9 protein-coding genes, 2 tRNA genes and 1 pseudogene are annotated in these 17,311 nt (G+C 59.7%); 4 read left to right on the top strand and 8 right to left on the bottom strand.

Translation table 11 applies throughout. From position 1 onward, the window contains the following. The first annotated feature begins 350 nt into the window (after positions 1-350). The gene (locus NAF06_RS00660) at positions 351-1,031 is read left to right on the top strand and encodes a metallophosphoesterase family protein (RefSeq protein ID WP_008586043.1); all 681 of its coding nucleotides are present in this window, start codon (positions 351-353) and stop codon (positions 1,029-1,031) included. Between the two features lies 1 nt (position 1,032). Here NAF06_RS00660 and NAF06_RS00655 read toward each other — a convergent pair whose 3' ends face one another. Together NAF06_RS00655 and NAF06_RS00650 are read right to left on the bottom strand one after the other, a co-directional pair. Further along, complete coding sequence (locus NAF06_RS00655) at positions 1,033-3,207, bottom strand: prolyl oligopeptidase family serine peptidase (protein ID WP_008586045.1); 2,175 nt, start codon at positions 3,205-3,207, stop codon at positions 1,033-1,035. A 90-nt stretch (positions 3,208-3,297) separates the two neighbouring features. After that, the gene (locus NAF06_RS00650; RefSeq protein WP_008586047.1) at positions 3,298-3,615 is read right to left on the bottom strand and encodes a hypothetical protein; all 318 of its coding nucleotides are present in this window, start codon (positions 3,613-3,615) and stop codon (positions 3,298-3,300) included. A 190-nt stretch (positions 3,616-3,805) separates the two neighbouring features. On the opposite strand from NAF06_RS00650, the gene NAF06_RS00645 reads away from it, so the two are divergent. Next, positions 3,806-4,882: an NAD(P)/FAD-dependent oxidoreductase gene (locus NAF06_RS00645; protein WP_008586048.1), complete on the top strand. Its 1,077-nt coding sequence runs from the start codon at positions 3,806-3,808 to the stop codon at positions 4,880-4,882. A gap of 577 nt (positions 4,883-5,459) precedes the next feature. Here NAF06_RS00645 and NAF06_RS00640 read toward each other — a convergent pair. From NAF06_RS00640 to NAF06_RS00615, 5 genes and pseudogenes are all read right to left on the bottom strand, one after another. Further along, positions 5,460-5,541, bottom strand: a tRNA-Gly gene (locus tag NAF06_RS00640). A gap of 320 nt (positions 5,542-5,861) precedes the next feature. Further along, positions 5,862-9,176 carry an Eco57I restriction-modification methylase domain-containing protein gene (locus NAF06_RS00635; protein ID WP_160162881.1) on the bottom strand — a complete coding sequence of 1,105 codons (3,315 nt, stop codon included), beginning with the start codon at positions 9,174-9,176 and terminating at the stop codon, positions 5,862-5,864. A 1,953-nt stretch (positions 9,177-11,129) separates the two neighbouring features. Beyond that, positions 11,130-11,435: a hypothetical protein gene (locus NAF06_RS00630; protein ID WP_152418756.1), complete on the bottom strand. Its 306-nt coding sequence runs from the start codon at positions 11,433-11,435 to the stop codon at positions 11,130-11,132. Between the two features lie 944 nt (positions 11,436-12,379). Beyond that, a pseudogene (locus tag NAF06_RS15540) lies at positions 12,380-13,454 on the bottom strand (tyrosine-type recombinase/integrase). Between the two features lie 152 nt (positions 13,455-13,606). Then, positions 13,607-13,677, bottom strand: a tRNA-Gly gene (locus tag NAF06_RS00615). Between the two features lie 237 nt (positions 13,678-13,914). On the opposite strand from NAF06_RS00615, the gene NAF06_RS00610 reads away from it, so the two are divergent. Then, complete coding sequence (locus NAF06_RS00610; RefSeq protein WP_008586051.1) at positions 13,915-14,439, top strand: DoxX family protein; 525 nt, start codon at positions 13,915-13,917, stop codon at positions 14,437-14,439. 13 nt (positions 14,440-14,452) lie between these two features. After that, positions 14,453-14,737 carry a hypothetical protein gene (locus NAF06_RS00605; protein ID WP_006628748.1) on the top strand — a complete coding sequence of 95 codons (285 nt, stop codon included), beginning with the start codon at positions 14,453-14,455 and terminating at the stop codon, positions 14,735-14,737. A 77-nt stretch (positions 14,738-14,814) separates the two neighbouring features. On the opposite strand, the gene NAF06_RS00600 is transcribed toward NAF06_RS00605, so the two are convergent. Further along, on the bottom strand, positions 14,815-17,286 hold the full coding sequence (locus NAF06_RS00600; RefSeq protein ID WP_008586052.1) for a methyl-accepting chemotaxis protein: 2,472 nt from the start codon (positions 17,284-17,286) through the stop codon (positions 14,815-14,817). Between the last annotated feature and the right edge of the window lie 25 nt (positions 17,287-17,311).

Below are 17,311 nucleotides of genomic sequence, written 5' to 3'. Positions count from 1 at the left end.
GCGAGTGACGAGGAGCGCAGCAAGCGTCTGACTCCCTCGCGACTGCCCCTTCGAGTCCCACCCCGCACAGCACCGCACCTCACGCCTCCCCAGCCTCGTCGGTCGCCGTCGCTTCGCTCGGCGACCGACTCCAGCGAGAATCGAAGATTCTCTGGCAGCCGGCGCTACGCGCCGGCGACCTCGCGCGTGCTGTCTCGCGCCCTTCGGGCGCTCGCAGGCACGCGCCACCGCACCGCGGGTGAGGTGTTTCTAATTTCGGTCGATACCCCGGACACGAAGTTCGCGTACTACTCCTTCCATGCCGCCCCTCGGCACAACCTATTCCCTCCCGCCGATCGAACCGTCGCTCGATGAAGATCGGCCTCATCTCGGACGTCCACGCGAACCTCCCCGCGCTGGAGGCGGTCCTCAACGACATGCCCGCCGTCGACCGGGTCTACTGCGCGGGCGACGTGATCGGCTACAACCCGTGGCCGGCCGAGTGCGTCGAGCGCGTGCGCGAGGTCGCGGCCGCGACGGTGCGCGGGAACCACGACCGGACTGTCGAGACGCCCGAGCGCTACCGCGCGAACCGGATGGCCGAGGCCGGCCTCGAACGCGCGAAGGCGTCGCTGTCCGACGAGCAGCGCGAGTGGCTCGGCGGGCTCCCCCGCACCGAGACGTTCGCGGGCGACCGCTACCTGCTCGTCCACTCCCACCCCGCCGCCGAGCGCGAGGACGCCTACGTCTACCCGGAGGAGTTCCCGACCCTCGACCGCCACATGGGCGAGTACGACGGCATCGTCCTCGGCCACACCCACGTTCAGGGCGTCCGCGGGGTGGCGGGTGGGTTCGTCTGTAACCCCGGCAGCGTCGGCCAGCCGCGCGACGGCGACCCGCGCGCCGGCTACGCGGTCCTCGACGCGACCGACGAGGGAGTCGACGCGGTGGAGACGCACCGGGTGGAGTACGACATCGACCGCGTCGCCGAGGCGGTCCGCGAGGCCGACCTCCCGGAGCTCACCGCCGAGCGCCTCTACGAGGGCGAGTAGTTCACTCGTTACCGCCGGACGGCTCCACGTCCAACCGCTCGTAGAGGAACGCCCACGAGTCCGTCTGCTCGTCGACGATCATCGAGGTCGGCTTGCCGACCCCGTGGCCGGTCTCGGACTTGGTGCGCAGCAGGAAGGGACCGCCCTCGGCCTCGTGCTGGAGGCTCGCGGTCATCTTCCGGGCGTGCGAGGGGTGGACGCGCGTGTCGCTCGCGGCCGTGGTGAAGTAGACGGGCGGATAAGTCTCGTCGGGGTCGACGTTGTGGTACGGCGAGTACGCGCGGAGGTACTCGAACGCCTCTGGGTCCTCGGGGTGGCCGTACTCCGTCGTCCACGACTCGCCGAGCAGGAACCGGTGGAACCGGAGCATGTCCAGCAGCGGGACCGCGCACTGCGCGGCCGCCCACAGGTCCGGGCGCTGCGTGACCACCGCGCCGACGGAGAGACCGCCGTTCGACCCGCCCGCGACCGCCAAGCGGTCCGAGTCGGTGAGCCCCGACTCGCAGAGCGCCTCGCCGGCCGTAATGAAGTCGTCGAACGTGTGCTGCTTCTCGGCCAGCATCCCCGCCTCGTGCCACGGCTCGCCGTACTCGTAACCGCCGCGAGCGCACACCGCCGCGAACGCGCCGCCGTCCGCGAGGAACGGGAGCCGGAACCGCCCGAACGAGGGCGTGACGCTGTTGCGGAACCCGCCGTAGCCGTACAGCAGGGTCGGACGCGGCCCGTCGACCTCGACGCCCTCGCGGTAGCAGACGAACACCGGGACCGACGCGCCGTCCGTCGAGTCGACGAACCGCTGTTCGACGACGAGGTCGTCGGGAACCGACAGGTCCACCGAGTCGATCGCGGTCGACTCGGCGGGGGCGGCCTCCCCGGAATCGTCCTCGTCCGGGTCACCTCCCGCACGGTCCGCCAGGTCGAGTCCGCGGACCGCGGGCGGTCGGTCGAACCCCGTCACGCCGAAGAACGCCTCCGGCGCGTCGCGGGCCGCGGAGACCCACGTCACGGAGCAGTAGTCCGGCAGCGACACGTCGCGCAGGTGCGCCCCGTCGCGGTCGTGGACCGAGAGCCGCGAGTGCGCGTCGCGCTGGCGGTGGACGAGCAGGCGGTCGGGGGTCGGCACGGCCGACCGGAGGATCCCCTCGCCCTCGGGGAGCACCTCGCGGCACTCGTCGAAGGAGAGGTCGCCCTCGCGGAACCGCTCGACCGAGCAGGTGAGCAGTCGCCGCCGGGGAGCCTCGTGGTCGGTGGAGACGAACGCGGTCCCGTCGTGGAACCGGACCGACGTCTCGGCGTCGGTGTCGGTCAGGACGGGGCGGAGGTCGCCGTCGACGCGGACGTACCACTCGGTGCCCCCCACCATCTCGGAGAAGGCGACCGCGAGCAGGCCGGAGTCGGGGTCGACGGTCACTCTCGGCCAGACGTGCTGATCGTCGTGTTCGAGCAGCACCTCCTCCGATTCGGGCCCGTCCGCGAACCGGAATCGGCGGATCTCCTTGTCCATCTGCGCGCCGTCTGCCGCGCCGCCGGTGGCGACGTAGACGAGACCCTCGCCGTCGGCCTCCCACGCGAGGCTGTTCGCGTTGACGCGGCCTCGCTCTGGGAAGACCGCGACCTCCTCGACGCCAGCGCCGTAGCCGTCGGTCGCGTCGGCGTTCGGAGCCGTTTCGCTCGGATCGGGCACCGAGAGCACCCGCACGTCGTAGTTCTCGTCGCCGCCCTCGGTGACGCCGACCGCGACGCGGTCGCCGTCGTGCGAGGGGACGTACCACGCCATCGACCGGGGCGGGCGGTCGTCGTCGCGGTTCGCCGCCCACGCGTTGGGGTCGACGAGGACGCGGTCCTCGCCGTCGGGCGCGCCGCGGACGACGAGGCGGGCGTGGTCGGCCCCCGGCTCGCGGACCGTCGCGAAGTAGCGGTCCTCGCGGACGGTTATCGGCCCGTAATCGGCCACCTCGACGAGGTCGTCGAACCGCGGGCGGAGCCGGTCGCGGCGGTCGTCGTCGAGTACGGCGTCGACGTGGTCGTTCTGCGCGTCGGTCCACTCGCGGACCGTCTCGTCGTCGCCTTCGAGCCATCGGTACGGGTCGTCGACCTCGACGCCGTGGAGCGTCTCCGTGACGACCTCGCGTCTGGTCGCCGGCGGGGACGGGGCCGGAGCGGACTGGCGTGACATACGATCGCCTGTCGCCGGCGACGCAAAACCGCTGGGGTCGCGGCGGCCGCCGCCGCGGGTCGATCAGTTCCGAGGCGGAGACGCCGAACGTCAGGGCCACACGCCGGCGACGAACAGGAGGTTCCGCGCGGCGACGGCGAGCGAGAGGACGCCGACGCCCGCGCACATCAGCGTCGCGACGAACCGGCGCGTGCCGCCCGCGACCGCCACCGGAACCCCGATGACGGCCATGCCGGCGACCTTCGTGAGGAGCATCCCGCGGAGGAGGCCGAACCGGGCGATGAAGAGGCGACCGATCGGCGACCCCTCGACGTACTCGCTGCCGGTGAGGGCGACGTACGTCGTCGCCACGTCCGCGGCGGCCCCGGCGAGCAGGAGGCAGACGGCGAGTACGAGACGAGAGGGCACTGGCACAGCGAAGGCGGTACGAAGGCATAAACTTCCGGGCACGCGGTCGGGTCGCGGGGACGAGCCGGACCGTCGAGGTCGGCGGCGACGCGCTCCGGACCGACGCAGCCTCGCCGCGGCCCGGCGTGGCTGGTCGCCGGCCGCGCACAGCACGGGGTCATTTAAGCCGGCGGGACGCGTACGATCGGTAATGAGTTCGGCAGACGACGAGTACGAGATAGCGGTCGTCGGCGGCGGACCGGCCGGGCTGACGACCGCGCTGTACGGCGCGCGACTGGGCCACGAGACGGTGCTCATCGACCGCGGCGGCGGGCGCGCGGCGATGATGGCCGACACGCACAACGTGATCGGCGTCACCGAGGAGACGTCCGGGAACGAGCTCCTCCAGACCGGTCGCGAGCAGGTGGAGTCGTACGGCGGCACCTTCGAGCGCGGGTTCGTCACCGACGCAGTCGAGACCGACGACGGCCGGTTCCGGCTCTCGACGAACGACGCCGAGATCGTCGCCGACCACGTCGTCCTCGCGACCGGGTTCTCCGACGAGCGTCCCGATCCGCCGCTGCCGCGGAACGCCAAGGGACTTCACTGGTGTCTCCACTGCGACGCGTACATGTTCGTCGACGAGCCGGTGTACGTGATGGGGCACGGCGAGGCCGCCGCACACGTCGCGATGATCATGCTGAACATGACCGACGACGTGGACCTCCTGACCCGCGGCGCGGAGCCGACGTGGAGCGAGGAGACCGACGAGCAACTGCGCGCGCACCCGATCGACATCGTTCACGAAGACGTCACGGGCATCGAGAACGACCCCGACTCCGGCTGGCTGGAGGCGATGGAGTTCGAGGACGGAAGCCGCCGCGAGTACCGCGGCGGCTTCCCGATGTACGGCTCCGACTACAACACCTCCCTCGCGGAGGGCCTCGGCTGCGACCTGACGGAGGACGGCGAGGTCGACGTCGACGACCACGGGCGCACCAGCGAGGACGGCGTGTTTGCCGTCGGCGACGTGACGCCGGGCCACAATCAGGTCCCGGTCGCGATGGGACAGGGGGCAAAAGCCGGTATTGCGATCCATAAGAGCCTCCGCGAGTTCCCGCGCTCGACCGAGGAGATCGAGGCCGACGGCCCCGTCACCGACGACGAGGTGCCCGCCATCCCGCCGAACCTCATGGCGACCGCCGTCGCCCACGAGGGCCACGCCGGCGGCCCCCGTGAAGAGGCGGCCGCCGAGAACACCGAAGCGCCCGCCGCGGACGACGACTGACCGCGGGTCACCCGCTCGGTTCGATTTTCGAGGGGGTTCACGGCATCCGCTCCGCACGGCCTGCGGTCGGCGCGCGCCTCCGAGGCTGTCTCGCAGCCGAGGAGCGTCGCGCGAGGGAGTCGCGAGCGAAGCGAGCGACGAGGCTGGGGAGGCGTGAGGTTGTGCGGTGCGGTACGCGCCTCTGGAGGCCGCACTCTCCGATCAGATCTCTCTCAGTATTTCCGAGCGAAGCGAGGAAATCGCCGGCCGGGACTCCCGCGAGCGAGGCGAGCGGGAGGTCGGCCGGCGCACGACCGCAGGGAGTGCGCCGGCCGGGATTTGAACCACGGTCGCTCTGCTCGCTTCGCTCGCGAAACTCGCTGATTCAAATCCCTTTCAGTATTTCCGAGCGAAGCGAGGAAATCGCCGGCCGGGACTCCCGCGAGCGAAGCGAGCGGGAGGTCGGCCGGCGCACGACCGCAGGGAGTGCGCCGGCCGGGATTTGAACCGGAACCAGACGTGCTCGCTCGCTCCGCTCGCTGCGCGCGACTGGTAGGGTTCAAACCCGTCGGCGATTTCTCTCACTTCGTTCGAGAAATGCGCCGGCCGGGATTTGAACCCGGGCCATGAGCTTGGAAGGCTCAGGTTCGCGCTGGCCGCGCGAGACGCCAAACAACCACAGGAACGCTCCTGCGCCAGATTTTACTGGGGTTCACAATCATATATGCCATACCCGTATTTATACATTCGGCCCAGAAATTGGGTGAACCTACGTAATAAGCCCTTGGGCTCATTTACTCAGAATGCTCATGGGTAGCAAATTGTTGACGTATTGCTGTCTTGCGATTCCTTCATAAAGCGACCTAGGAAAGAACCAGCTGTCTGAGTGGTCCACCGGCCACTTCCAATTCTCACTCCCTTTGAGAGAACCGTATCAACAATCTACGCCACATGAGCGCTTGGAGTATTTGCTGTTCGGTTAGACAAAATGATTTAGAATCTAGTTTATGAAAGCAATAGACTCTCCAATTTGCTCTAATTCTTCATCTGTAATATTCCACATATCTGCCAAGACATTATCAATCTGGTCCTCAATCCTGTTGATTTCGCTCCCCGAACTGGTGTTGTGTGCCTCTATAGAAAGTTCGGCTAGCTCAACGTGACTTGAATTATTCGGGTCGTATCTGGGAATATTAATCGTCTCTAAGATATGCGGTGATAAGCCAGTGATTGTACCTGTATACCCTCTTAGGACTAATTCTGTAATACTTGAATTTAGAATTGCGGTTGCTAAGTGTGCTGGCTTACGCTCTTGGAAAGGAATAAACATCACCTTGTGGGTGTTTGCTATGGGCTTCTCTCTGCCCAAGCCTTCATCTGCTGGCTCAAGCACAGCGGACTGAACCTCTCCAGACCGGAGTTCCCTCCACGCAGCTTTGTACGGAGCAAAGGTATACTCGCCCACATTATCCATGAGGTAGAATGGGTCCTTGGACTTATCGTAGAACTTGCTATTTTGACTCCTCGTATCTCTCAGGACACTCTCCCACTCCTGAAAGAACTGATAGGAGCTAGAGTAATTTTGACGCATTTCTGACTCAGGAATACCGTTATGTGGGCCGCGCTCATTCTTGTGTGGAATCAGCAGATGAAGGGCACCATCTCTTGTCCATTTATCAATATGTCTTCCCTTAACTGACGGATATATTAGGTCCTTATCTATATTTCTTTCAACCTCACCCTTGTCAAGAATTGCCTGCTGTCTACCTTCTTCGGGGATATTCTCAATCTTAAATTTATTGCCTTCTTCCATGAGAAGGTCAACATGATACAATCCGTCTGCTCCTAGCGTGTTTACACCTTCACGCCCAGTTAGCTCAGACTGACCGAGTACCTTTCTCACAGCCTTTATCGCTTCAGGCTCAAGCGTTAACCACTCAGACTGTGGGTCTCCTTCTTGAACTGGTTCACCCACCACATCAATCATATCAACTTTGTCTAGAGCTTCTTGGAGGGTATCGTCAAATCTAATAGTCGAATTTTGATTCCAAATACGATATGGAACTGGATAGTCTGTCTCTACTCCCTTTTTTATAACTACTACTGCTGTCTGATTCGAAGCATCGAATGGGTCAAACCGCGATAGGTCATCCACTTCATTAACACTGAGAGGGCATGTAGACTGGGGTTTAGATATTTTGAACTGTCTAAACCCGTATCCACCTCTATGAGATTTGAACAGGGATTGTGGGATAACAAATCCTAGTGTCCCGTTGTCATTTAGATATTCATCTATCGCGACATATGTCATAAGAATTGAAATATCGTCTCTGGAAATGCCTGCTTCATATCCGCCAAATTCAAACAGGTTGTACTCATCCCAGATATCCTCTGTTATTTCTCGATACTCCTGAGAGAGATTTTCCCAACTTACGTAAGGGGGGTTACCAACAACATAGTCGAACTCACCCATATACTCAGGTGCGAGTCGATTGCGAAGCAGCTCAGTCCAAATTCCGTTTCTATTATCATCATCTAATCCTTGAATCTTTTCGAATAGCTCTGTCACCTGCTGTTCATAACTATCATCAATATCCAACTCAGAGTCCACAACGTTCATAAATTCATCTGGACTGGAACCCATTTCAATATGCGAACTGGTTAAAGAGAGTAAATCTTCAATTTCGCCCTGGCTGTCTAGTCGAGGGATTTTAAATACACCCTCACGAGACATAACACTGAGACTACTACCTCCTGAATTAATTGATGTGATATCAACGTATTTTGAAGGTGTTAGGATAGAGTCCGACTGATATATTGGAATGCGCATAGAGGACTTTTCAAATGCGAGGTCCCCGAGGGCGATGAGGTAATTGGTACGAGATGCTATAACTGATATTGGGTTAAGGTCATAACCTGCGACGTTGTCCAGTATCTTTTGTAGCAATTCCGCCTCATCATCCTCGTCCGAGTTTTGTCTAACAATATCAATAGCTTCCACAAGGAAGGTTCCAGAACCACAGGCAGGGTCGAGAACGCTCCCGTCTCCCTCAAATCCTGTCTGGTCTATAATATATTCGGCAAGCCAGTCAGGGGTCAGAAACTCTCCAAGCCCGTGTCTAACATCTCTTGGAACTAAATCCTGATACAGGTCTTTCAAAATGTCGCGAACTACTTCGGGTTTGATAGCAGCTGTCCGTGGCTCAAATTGAATTAATTCTTCGGCAAGTTGTCGGACACTAGAGGCAACGTCTTCGTCCCAAGCACTGAGATACCACCCAAAGAATCCTTCCTCAAAGAAGTTTTCTAAACCCGCCCTTTCGAACTGCTCACCCTTTTCAACCTTCTGTAGCTTTTCTTTAAGAATGTCATCGTCTGGTTCATAAAGGCCAGCCTCTTCTATAGGAGCGTTCCTCACAGAAGCTAAGAGGTCGGTTACTAGCATCTTCATCAGCAGACCGTAATATGTCTGGACAGAGAATAATAGAGGCTTGACATCCGGGTCTTCAATATTGTATAGATTTCCAAAGAGCTGTCTATCGTCCCGAACAAGGTCAATATCCTCGCCGTATACTATACCAAAGACACGATTCCACTCGTTATATAGCGTTGAAACCTTGGGGTTATCTTCCTCTCTAGACTCTTGAAGTGTAGTATAAATTTGATTTACCACCTCCTTTGCTACGTCACCTTCTGGACCGAAGCTTTCTGCCAGTTTGGAAGAAGTGAGTGGCTTCCGCGAAAGGGAGCGCAGGTAAGTGAGGAACGTTCTAGCGCCGTCCTGAATGTCATATACCTCAATTACTTCTATGCCCGATTGTGCTTCGTTCTTAGTGAGGCCAGACAGTGTGGCCTGCCCCGATTCAATTGATTCAACTCTCTGTTGCGGATGATAACGACAGAAAAAAATCTTGTGCCCATTTGTCCCAACACCAACCATCTGGTCCAAAATTGCTTCCTGTTCCTCCAGATTGTGTGCCCTTTCAACGGCAATATCATACATGTAATCCACGAGGCCATTATCATTCTCATCTCGTCCGTTGTAAGCCTCGTCAACCCAATCTCCAGGATGGTCGGGGTCCTTATATTCGATAACTAAATCCCCGTAGACCGCGTCAGGCCGGCCAGATAGTACGGTCCGCTCGTTTTCTGGGTCGACTTCCATTTCTAGGTCGGAAGCAAGCTCACGAATAGCACGCTCAACATCTATGCGGAGTTCATCTTCATTATCTGCGGCTCTCGCCGCTGAATTGACTTCTTCCGCAAACTCCATAGCACGGTCTTGTACTTGGATGTCTGATGCTGAGGATGACATACTAATTCTCAACATACAAAGAAAACTAATTAATCTTCTGTTCACCACTCTTGATAGAATAGCTCTCCTTGCCAGAAACAACAACCACGACTATTTTCGGGGTGAGCAAGATGTACCCCAACATATCATACCTGAACGCCATCAGAAAGCCGGTTAGGATAAACAACCCGATGAGAAGGATAATCGCAAATGCGAGCCGGCTTTGTCCAACCAAACGGACTCCCTGAAGAAGCCCTCAACAGTTTCTGTCTCCGGTAAAGTCAGGTTCCTTCTCTTTCGAAGCAGTCGAAACACGGCAGGCTATCACTTACCGGGCCGTCACAGTATGGGTCTCCGTTCGGGCATGTCTTCAGTCCCCCATCATCAATCTTCAGCCTATCGGCTATCGTTTCGGTCTTGGTCTCCTCAGACGCCGTCGAGTGCAGCGGGAAGGCGGCCAGCGTGTAAAGAAATGATTCAATAGGATAATTGACTATTTTGCTTTGCCGATTTATTACGTCAATTGTCTATTATTGAAAACTGACACATTTCATGTAAATAAATAGTAACATACGGTTTGTGAGCCTCGTCCGGGCAATACGCCAGAACAACTTCTCGCGGGCTGCCCTCATTTGCTGTGTGTCCAGTATAATAACCGACCTCATCGTCCGCTATGAGGTCTCACATACCCTAAGCGGACCTTCCCAGATAGCGGATTATCCGGAGAGACCTCCCGTATCGTCCATATGGGTCCAAAATTGGATATATAGGGTTGGGAGGACACTGATATGACCTATCCGGTTTAGACGGTTGCCTTCCTGCTGGATAGGGATTCTCCAAGAAGGGTAATCCGTATATTCTATATGGACTCTATTATCCTATACAGACCCTACAGTACTAATCCCCCTAAATCCCCCTTTATTGCTGTTTACTTCTCCCCAGAACGACTCAAACATGAGCTGTCACCGATGTTTGGGTCACCGCTATGGGTACAGAGCCCTATCAGACGCAACAGGACGCCCGCAGAGCGATTTTTAATCTGCCTGAATGGTTTCCCACGTTCAAGAGAATAAAAGCTGTCTACGGGCCTGTCAGAGCCGAAATGAGCAGGCCCAATTATTCGAACTAAATTTATCTAAGTTATTCAAATGTTTTGCTATACGACGATTGTCGATAATCTACCAAGTTTACGGCAAGATATAATGTACGTGGGGAGTTAGAACACGACTTGGAATCGCGTTTCAAAATACGACCTTACCCGACTCGATAAAATATCTAAATTTTGATTACTTTAATGGCAAATATCGGTGATATAGAGTCACCAGTTATTCTCTCATCATATTCAACTAATGAGTAAGGAGTCAGGATAGTCGTTTGCCTACCACGATTTAACCCGACTCCGGGGTCAACCAAACCCAACTTAAACGGGGCTTTCCCAACCAGAGATGTGCCCCGTTATGTCATAGGTAAATAGGAATATTAAGCATATCGGTCCTGTCATTCTCTATACTGGAGCGCGCCCGAGAGTGACAGAACAACGACACTTTTACATATTACCGTAGTGCGTTCGAGATAATCAGTTATGTCGCACAAATAGTCTATACGCTATGTTTTTGTCTAATCACTCTTGGTAATACTATCATTTCATCCGAGAAGTCTCTTATAAACCCCCGACACCCTATATTAGAGGTCGTCTATTACTATAAGTAGGAACTACCGGGCTAAGGGAGACACAAGAGGGGGCTGACGGAATCTGGAACAGTCAAATATCCAGAGTAGCCGAGTTTGATTCCGAGTTCAGCAGGAAGGCGGCGTCAAAAACCACTCCGCTGTGAAACAGAGGTCTACATCGAAACAGGATAAGCCGGGTTTTGCCAGAGTGCCGCCCTTCCCGCAGAACTCGTCTTACCGAACCCGAGACCTCCGAAGTTGCTTACTCCAATATTGGACTCCGTCTATGATTGTATGTCGATACTATTCGTCATTCAGTACGCTATCCGCAACGTCCGGATAGGAAAATTCGTCTTGGACTTTCTGTAAGTGGGCTTCCGGCGGCCACTCGTCAATCATCGGTCCCGATTCGGCAATCCACTCTGGGGACTGTAGATTGCCCTCGTCTTTGTCGGGGACGTGGCGCTCATACAATTCTAACTTTTCTCTGAAATCGTCCCACCCAGAGTCGGGATGAGTAATAACAACGTTGTAGGTGGATTTGTCGGGCTTTTCAGCGTACCCAATCTCTACACCTCCATTATCATAGAAGCGAAGTCTCCACACCATTATAGAATACTCAATAGGAACTTGCTACAAATTAAGCTCGCTGTCTGTCAGTTCAGGAAAGCTGTCTCCTGTATTCCCGTGCCGGTCGCTTGTTCTGGATAATTCAGGTAGCGTATACAATAACTAGCAATAATTAAAAGTGACTCTCTCCTTGACGCCATTCCTGAAAATCAGAATGGTCTATCTCGTGCTGTCGGCCGTCCTCATGCTCAGCGATAGTCGTTCCCATCTGGATACTGACTCTATCTACAGGGTCATCACATTCGGGACAACGAAATGATTCTGGCTCTTCTGGTGGTATATCAGGCCAAATATCCATTCGCCGAGCCATGCCAGAACAATACGTACAGAAGTCTGCGTGAGCCCGATGTAACTGCCACTCTTGGTCTGTCACCTCCTCTAACGGCTTTAGTTTCTCAGAGTCAGGACCGGGGACATTAACATCAATACTACAGATTGTATCCCCATCTTTGACGATATGGTCTCTGTACTTCTTCCGGTAGTACACATAGAACGAAGGGTCAACCTCCGAGCGGTTTTGTAACCACTTTCCGAGGCGGTCGGCGTCGGACGGCCATAGCGTGATTTCATCAGTATCGTACCCACGCCCATGAATCTGAACAGCTCCTGTGTCCTCATCCTGTACCGCCTTTCCTGTAGCGAAATGAACTCTGTCTTCCATTATTTTCTGGGTATTGTCGCCGCCTTCCTGCTGACTTCGGCTCCTATGTGGGCTATCGGAGGTACCGTTCGAGGTCTGTATTGAAACTCTCCAATAGGGCCCGTTCGCTGTCGGGTAGCCGGTCGTCGTGGATTGCCTCCTGAACGCGTTCCTGAACAAGGACAGCCTGCCGTTTCGAGGGTTTTAGGCCCATGATACCATTTAGAACCGGAATAGCATAAATATGTCGGATAAATTATAATTCAGAAGGGGTCTTCTGGGTTTAGCCCATCCCGTCAAGAGCGTCTTTACGGTCTTCTATCGGTGCTTGGTCATACTTCATGGTCGTGCGCGGGGAGCGGTGACGCAGTTGAGCCTGTGCGGCAGCCAAGTCTTCTTCTCGCGTCATGTACGTCCCGACCGAGTGCCGAATACTGTACCAGCTCATCTGCCGATACTCGTAATCGATTCCGGTGTTGTCACAAAGGGTGTGGAGAAGACGCCGCAGAGAAGACGAACCGTAGGGATTTCCGTATTTGGTAAGCCAGAGTGCGTCAGTTCCCTCATAGCGAGTATAATTCTCGCGCTCCTCTAACCACCGAGATAGTGCGGTACTCGTCCGTTCGGTTAGAGCGACTATCCAGTTGCCCTCGTTCTTCGATGATTCCTCTTTTGGAATTCGGAGGACGCCGTTATCGGTATCAACCCATCGGACGAAGACCAGTATCGAGAGAGGTGCCGACAAGACTCGGTATCTTCCACCCGTTCGCTCGGACAAAGTCGGCGTCGGTTATGGCCTCTTTTGGCTTCTCGAACCGTTGAGCAAGATAGGCAGTCCACCGGTCGTACTCCTCCCCAGATACACTCGTGGCGGCGGGAACGCTTCCGTACTCTAATGAGGCTTCCCGGATGGCCTGACGTTCTTCCCGGGTGAGGTAGTCGCGGGGTTCGTTCTGGCTGACCGAGAAAGAGAATTCTGAATCGTAGTCGAGGTTCTTGCCGCGCTCGTAGTTCCAGAATTTGAATACCCGTTTGAGAGATTTCTGCGCGGTATGGACGTAGGTATCGCTGTAGTCCTTCTCAGAAAGGAGGAGGCTGTCGAGATACTCATCGGCCTCTTCGGGTAGGATACCGATAGTGTAGGCCTCTTCGCGGTCCCACTTCCAGCGATAGAAGCGGTCAACGTGGTAGGTTACGTTGCGGATTGTCCCGTCAGCGTATCCTTTCCGGCGTTCGGGGTTCTTGCCTCGTTTGGATAGCCAGCGAATGAGCTTCTGTTTATAATCCTTGTAATCGGCGAGTTTGCGGGGACTGAGCCGGTCTTGGATTGGTTGAGTGACGGTCGGGATTCGGGTCATCCTATTTGACCTCTTCTATGTGAGCCTGACACTTCTTAAAAACCGCATGACTGCGGCGTTGTCTCAACTGTCTGACTACATAACGCTTGGTGTTCGGATACATTTTTTCAGTCCGAACCCCAGTAAAATCGCAAGACGGCGGAGCCGTCTTATGCGCCGGCCGGGATTTGAACCCGGGCCATGAGCTTGGAAGGCTCAGGTCCTACCACTAGACCACCGGCGCTCGCGTCGGTCGATGACGCATCCATACGTAGGCGGAACGTGTTTCATAAGCGTTCCGTGTTCGTGTCGAACGCCCCGCGGGTCGCCGGGACCGGCCCGCCGATCCACGGGTAACTCACTTAAAGACCCACGATACTGCGGACCGCTCCCAGCGCGCTAGAACGCTTTTCAGGCGCTTAGAAACCTGTTCGGTACATATGTGTCTACCCACCCAACGTACACCCGTGAGGTGACACCGATGTCATACCAAACTAGCAATCCGCTGGTCGGCGAGACGGAGTTCGCGCTGGACGGACCGTGGGCGACGTACTGGATCGCGTTCCTGCGCGTCGTCACCGGCTGGTGGTTCTTCCACTCGGGGTTCACCAAGATCCTCACCGACGGGTTCGCGTACAGCTACGGCCCCGCGTACATGCAACAGATGAGCGGGACCGCCCTCGGCGGGATCCCGGTCTGGATGGGGAACAACCTCGCGTGGCTCATCGAGCCGGGCGTGCCCCTGTTCGAGACGCTCATCGGGCTGGCGCTGATCGCCGGGGCGTTCACGCGGTTCGCCGCGTTCGGCGGGGTCATCTTCATGTCCCTGTTCTGGATCGGCAACGCCGAGTTCGGTCACGGCGTCGTCAACAGCGACCTCATGGGACTGCTGCTGTTCCTGACCGTGATCGTGCTCGCGGCCGGTCGCTACTACGGCCTCGACGCGCTCATCGAACAGACGGCGCTCGTCAAGCAACACCCCAAGCTGCGGTACCTGCTCGGCTGAGAGGTGACTTCCAATGACAGACACCATCGACACGGCGGCGCGGGCGTTGAGCGCGGGACTGATGCTGTTCGGCATCGTGGTCCTCGGACTGGTCGAGACGCTCGCCGGACAGCCGTTCAGTCCGGCTCCGATCACGAACGAGGCGGGTGAGGTGACGGCGATGCCGCTTATCTCGCCGGAGATCCGGACCGCCTTCGTGCTGGCCGGCATCGCGGTGCTCGGCCTGTACGCGGCCTACCGACTCGTGGCACCGCTCCCGGACGACGGGGGCGTCAGCCACGAGTCGATGGCCGACTGAAGAAGGCTGAACCGCCGACCGCGAAGCGACCGGCAGCCCCGTCGCGGACGACGACGACCGCTTTTCCGTTCGACCCGTTACTCGTCGAGCGACCGCTCCGCGCGCTCGGAGCCGTCGGCGTCCGACTCGCTCGGTTCGGCCCCTCCGTCCGCGGTGCCGCCGTCCGTGCTGGCGGGCGCGCCGTCAGACGACTCCTCGCCCGCGCCGAAGGCGAACCCGGACTCAGGCTCGTCCGTCGGCTCGGTCGAACCACCTGCGTCGACGGGCGCGTCCTCCTCGTCGGCGGGCGCGGCGTCGTCTCCGACCGCGGCCCCGTCGGCGTCGACCTCGAAGCCCTCGGTCGTCTCCCGCAGGTCGCGGGCGCGCTCGTGGAGGTCGTGCGCCTGCTCGGAGACCTCGCCGAGCGTGGCGGCCTGCTCCTCGGCCGCGGAGGCGACGGTGGTCGCCTCGGCGGTCGTCTGCTGGCTCACGCCCGCGAGGTCGTCGACCGCGCCGGTGACCTCGCTGACCGACGACGCCTGCGCGTCCATCGCGCCGGAGATCTCCTGAACGCCGTCGTCGGCCTCGCTCACCCGCTCGGAGACCTCTTCGAGGGCGTCCTCGGCGTCCTCGACGACGTCGACGCCGTCCTCGACGCCCTCGCGGATCGCGGCCATCTCGTCGACGCTCTCGTCGGTGCGCTCGCGGAGGCTGTCGATGAGCGACTCCACCTCGGCGGCGGACTCCTGCGTCTCCTCCGCGAGCGACTTCACCTCCTCGGCGACCACGGCGAAGCCGGACCCGCTCTCGCCCGCGCGGGCGGCCTCGATCGAGGCGTTCAGCGCGAGCAGGTTCGTCTGGTCCGCGATCTCCGAGATCGTCTCGACGATCTCGTCGACCTCCGCCATCTCGGCTTCGAGCCGCTCTATCGTCTCGGCCGCGGACTCGGAGCGCGCCTCGATCCCGTGGAGCTCCTCGACGGCGTCGGCGGCCGCCTCGCGGCCCTCCTCGGTGAGCGCGTCGGCCTGCCGGGAGGTGGTCGCGACCTGATCGGCCGAGGCGGCGACCTCCTCGACGGTCGCGGACATGTCCTCCATCTCCCCGGCGACCTCCGCCAGCTGGCGGCTCTGCCGCTCCGCGCCCGCGGAGATCTCGTCGACCGCGTCGCTGGTCTCCCGGCCGGCGGCCGCGGCCTCGTCGGTGCCGTCCGTGACCGCGTCGCTCCGCTCGGCCACCTCGACCGCGAACTCGTCGACCTCGGCGATCGCGGCCTCCAGTTCGTCCATCGCGTCGTTGAACTCCGTGGCGATCGAGCGGAGCGCCTCGGGGTCGTCGGGGTCGGCGCGGAGCCGGGCGGTGAGGTCGCCGTCGGCGCAGGCCGCCATCGTCTCGCCGAAGTCGCTCGCGCGCGACTCCAGGCGCTCGGCGAACGCGTCGCTCTCGGCCTTCGCCGCCTCGGCGCGCTCGCGCTGCGTCTCGGCCGACTGGATCTGCTCGCTCAGCGAGTCGCGCATCGTCGCGAACGCCGATGAGAGGTCGCCGAACTCGTCGCGCCGCTCCGTCTTGAAGTCGACGTCGAGGTCGCCATCGGCCAGCGCCGCCGCCCGCCCGCGGAGCTGGTTCAGTTCGAGGACGGTGCCGCGGCCGAGCGTCCCGCCGAGCAGCCCGAGGCCGACGACCGCGACGCCGACGATGAGGAGGAGGTTCCGGCCGATCATCCCGGAGAGCGCGTACGCCTCGGAGAGCGGGACGTGGACCGCGACCAGCCAGTCCTCGGTCTCCAAGGGCGCGTACGCGACGAGGTACTCGCCGCCGTCCGCGAAGCCGAACGTCGCGGACGGGAGGAACCCGACGGTGTCCTCCTCGCCGAACAGCGTCGACCGGATGTCGTTGTCGTAGCGGAAGCCGGCGGCGTAGTCGTTGTCGCTCGCCGTGATCTCGCCGTTCTGCTCGACGATGGTGGTGAACGCGCCCTCAGTCGGCTGCCGGAGGTCGGCCGTGACGGGCGCGAGCGACACCTCCATCACGAGATACTCGCCGAGCGGCGTCGACGTGACGTACGCGATCCGCCGCTCGCCGTCGACGCTGTACGGCTGGCTCCGGAACACCTCGTCCGCGAACACGAGGTCGTCGCCGAACCACGCCTTCGAGACCACCGTCTCGCCGCCGTCGGCCTCGTCGGTTGTGGCGAGGACGGTGCCGGCGGTCGGATCGACGTAGTTGAGGGCGACGACCGACTCGTCGGCGCGCGAGAGGTGCGAGGAGAGGTACCCCTCGACCCGGTCGGCGTCCTGTGAGAAGATGTCGTTGTCGGCGACCGTCCGGAGCGTCGTGCGGCGCTCGGTCGCCCAGGCGTCGAGGTCGGTCGCGCTCAGCTCCGCGACGGCGGTGTAGTCGTCCTGCGCGCTCGACTCCAGTTCCGCCGTCGTCTCCGCGTACGTGACGGCTCCGACGGCACCGATCGCGAGCACGACGACGACGAGGGCGACGAGGAACTTCGTGAGATAGCTCCGCGCCACCGCGTCGGGCGTGACCCGGCGCAAGATCCGTTCGAGAAGGGTGTCGGCCATTACCATCAGGCGGTCGACAGGGACT

The organism is Halorubrum hochsteinianum (genome assembly GCF_023702125.1).
GTDB classification, from domain to species: Archaea; Halobacteriota; Halobacteria; order Halobacteriales; family Haloferacaceae; genus Halorubrum; species Halorubrum hochsteinianum.
Note: the sequence above shows the minus strand (reverse complement) of the source record. Positions and strands in the feature narration are given on the sequence as shown.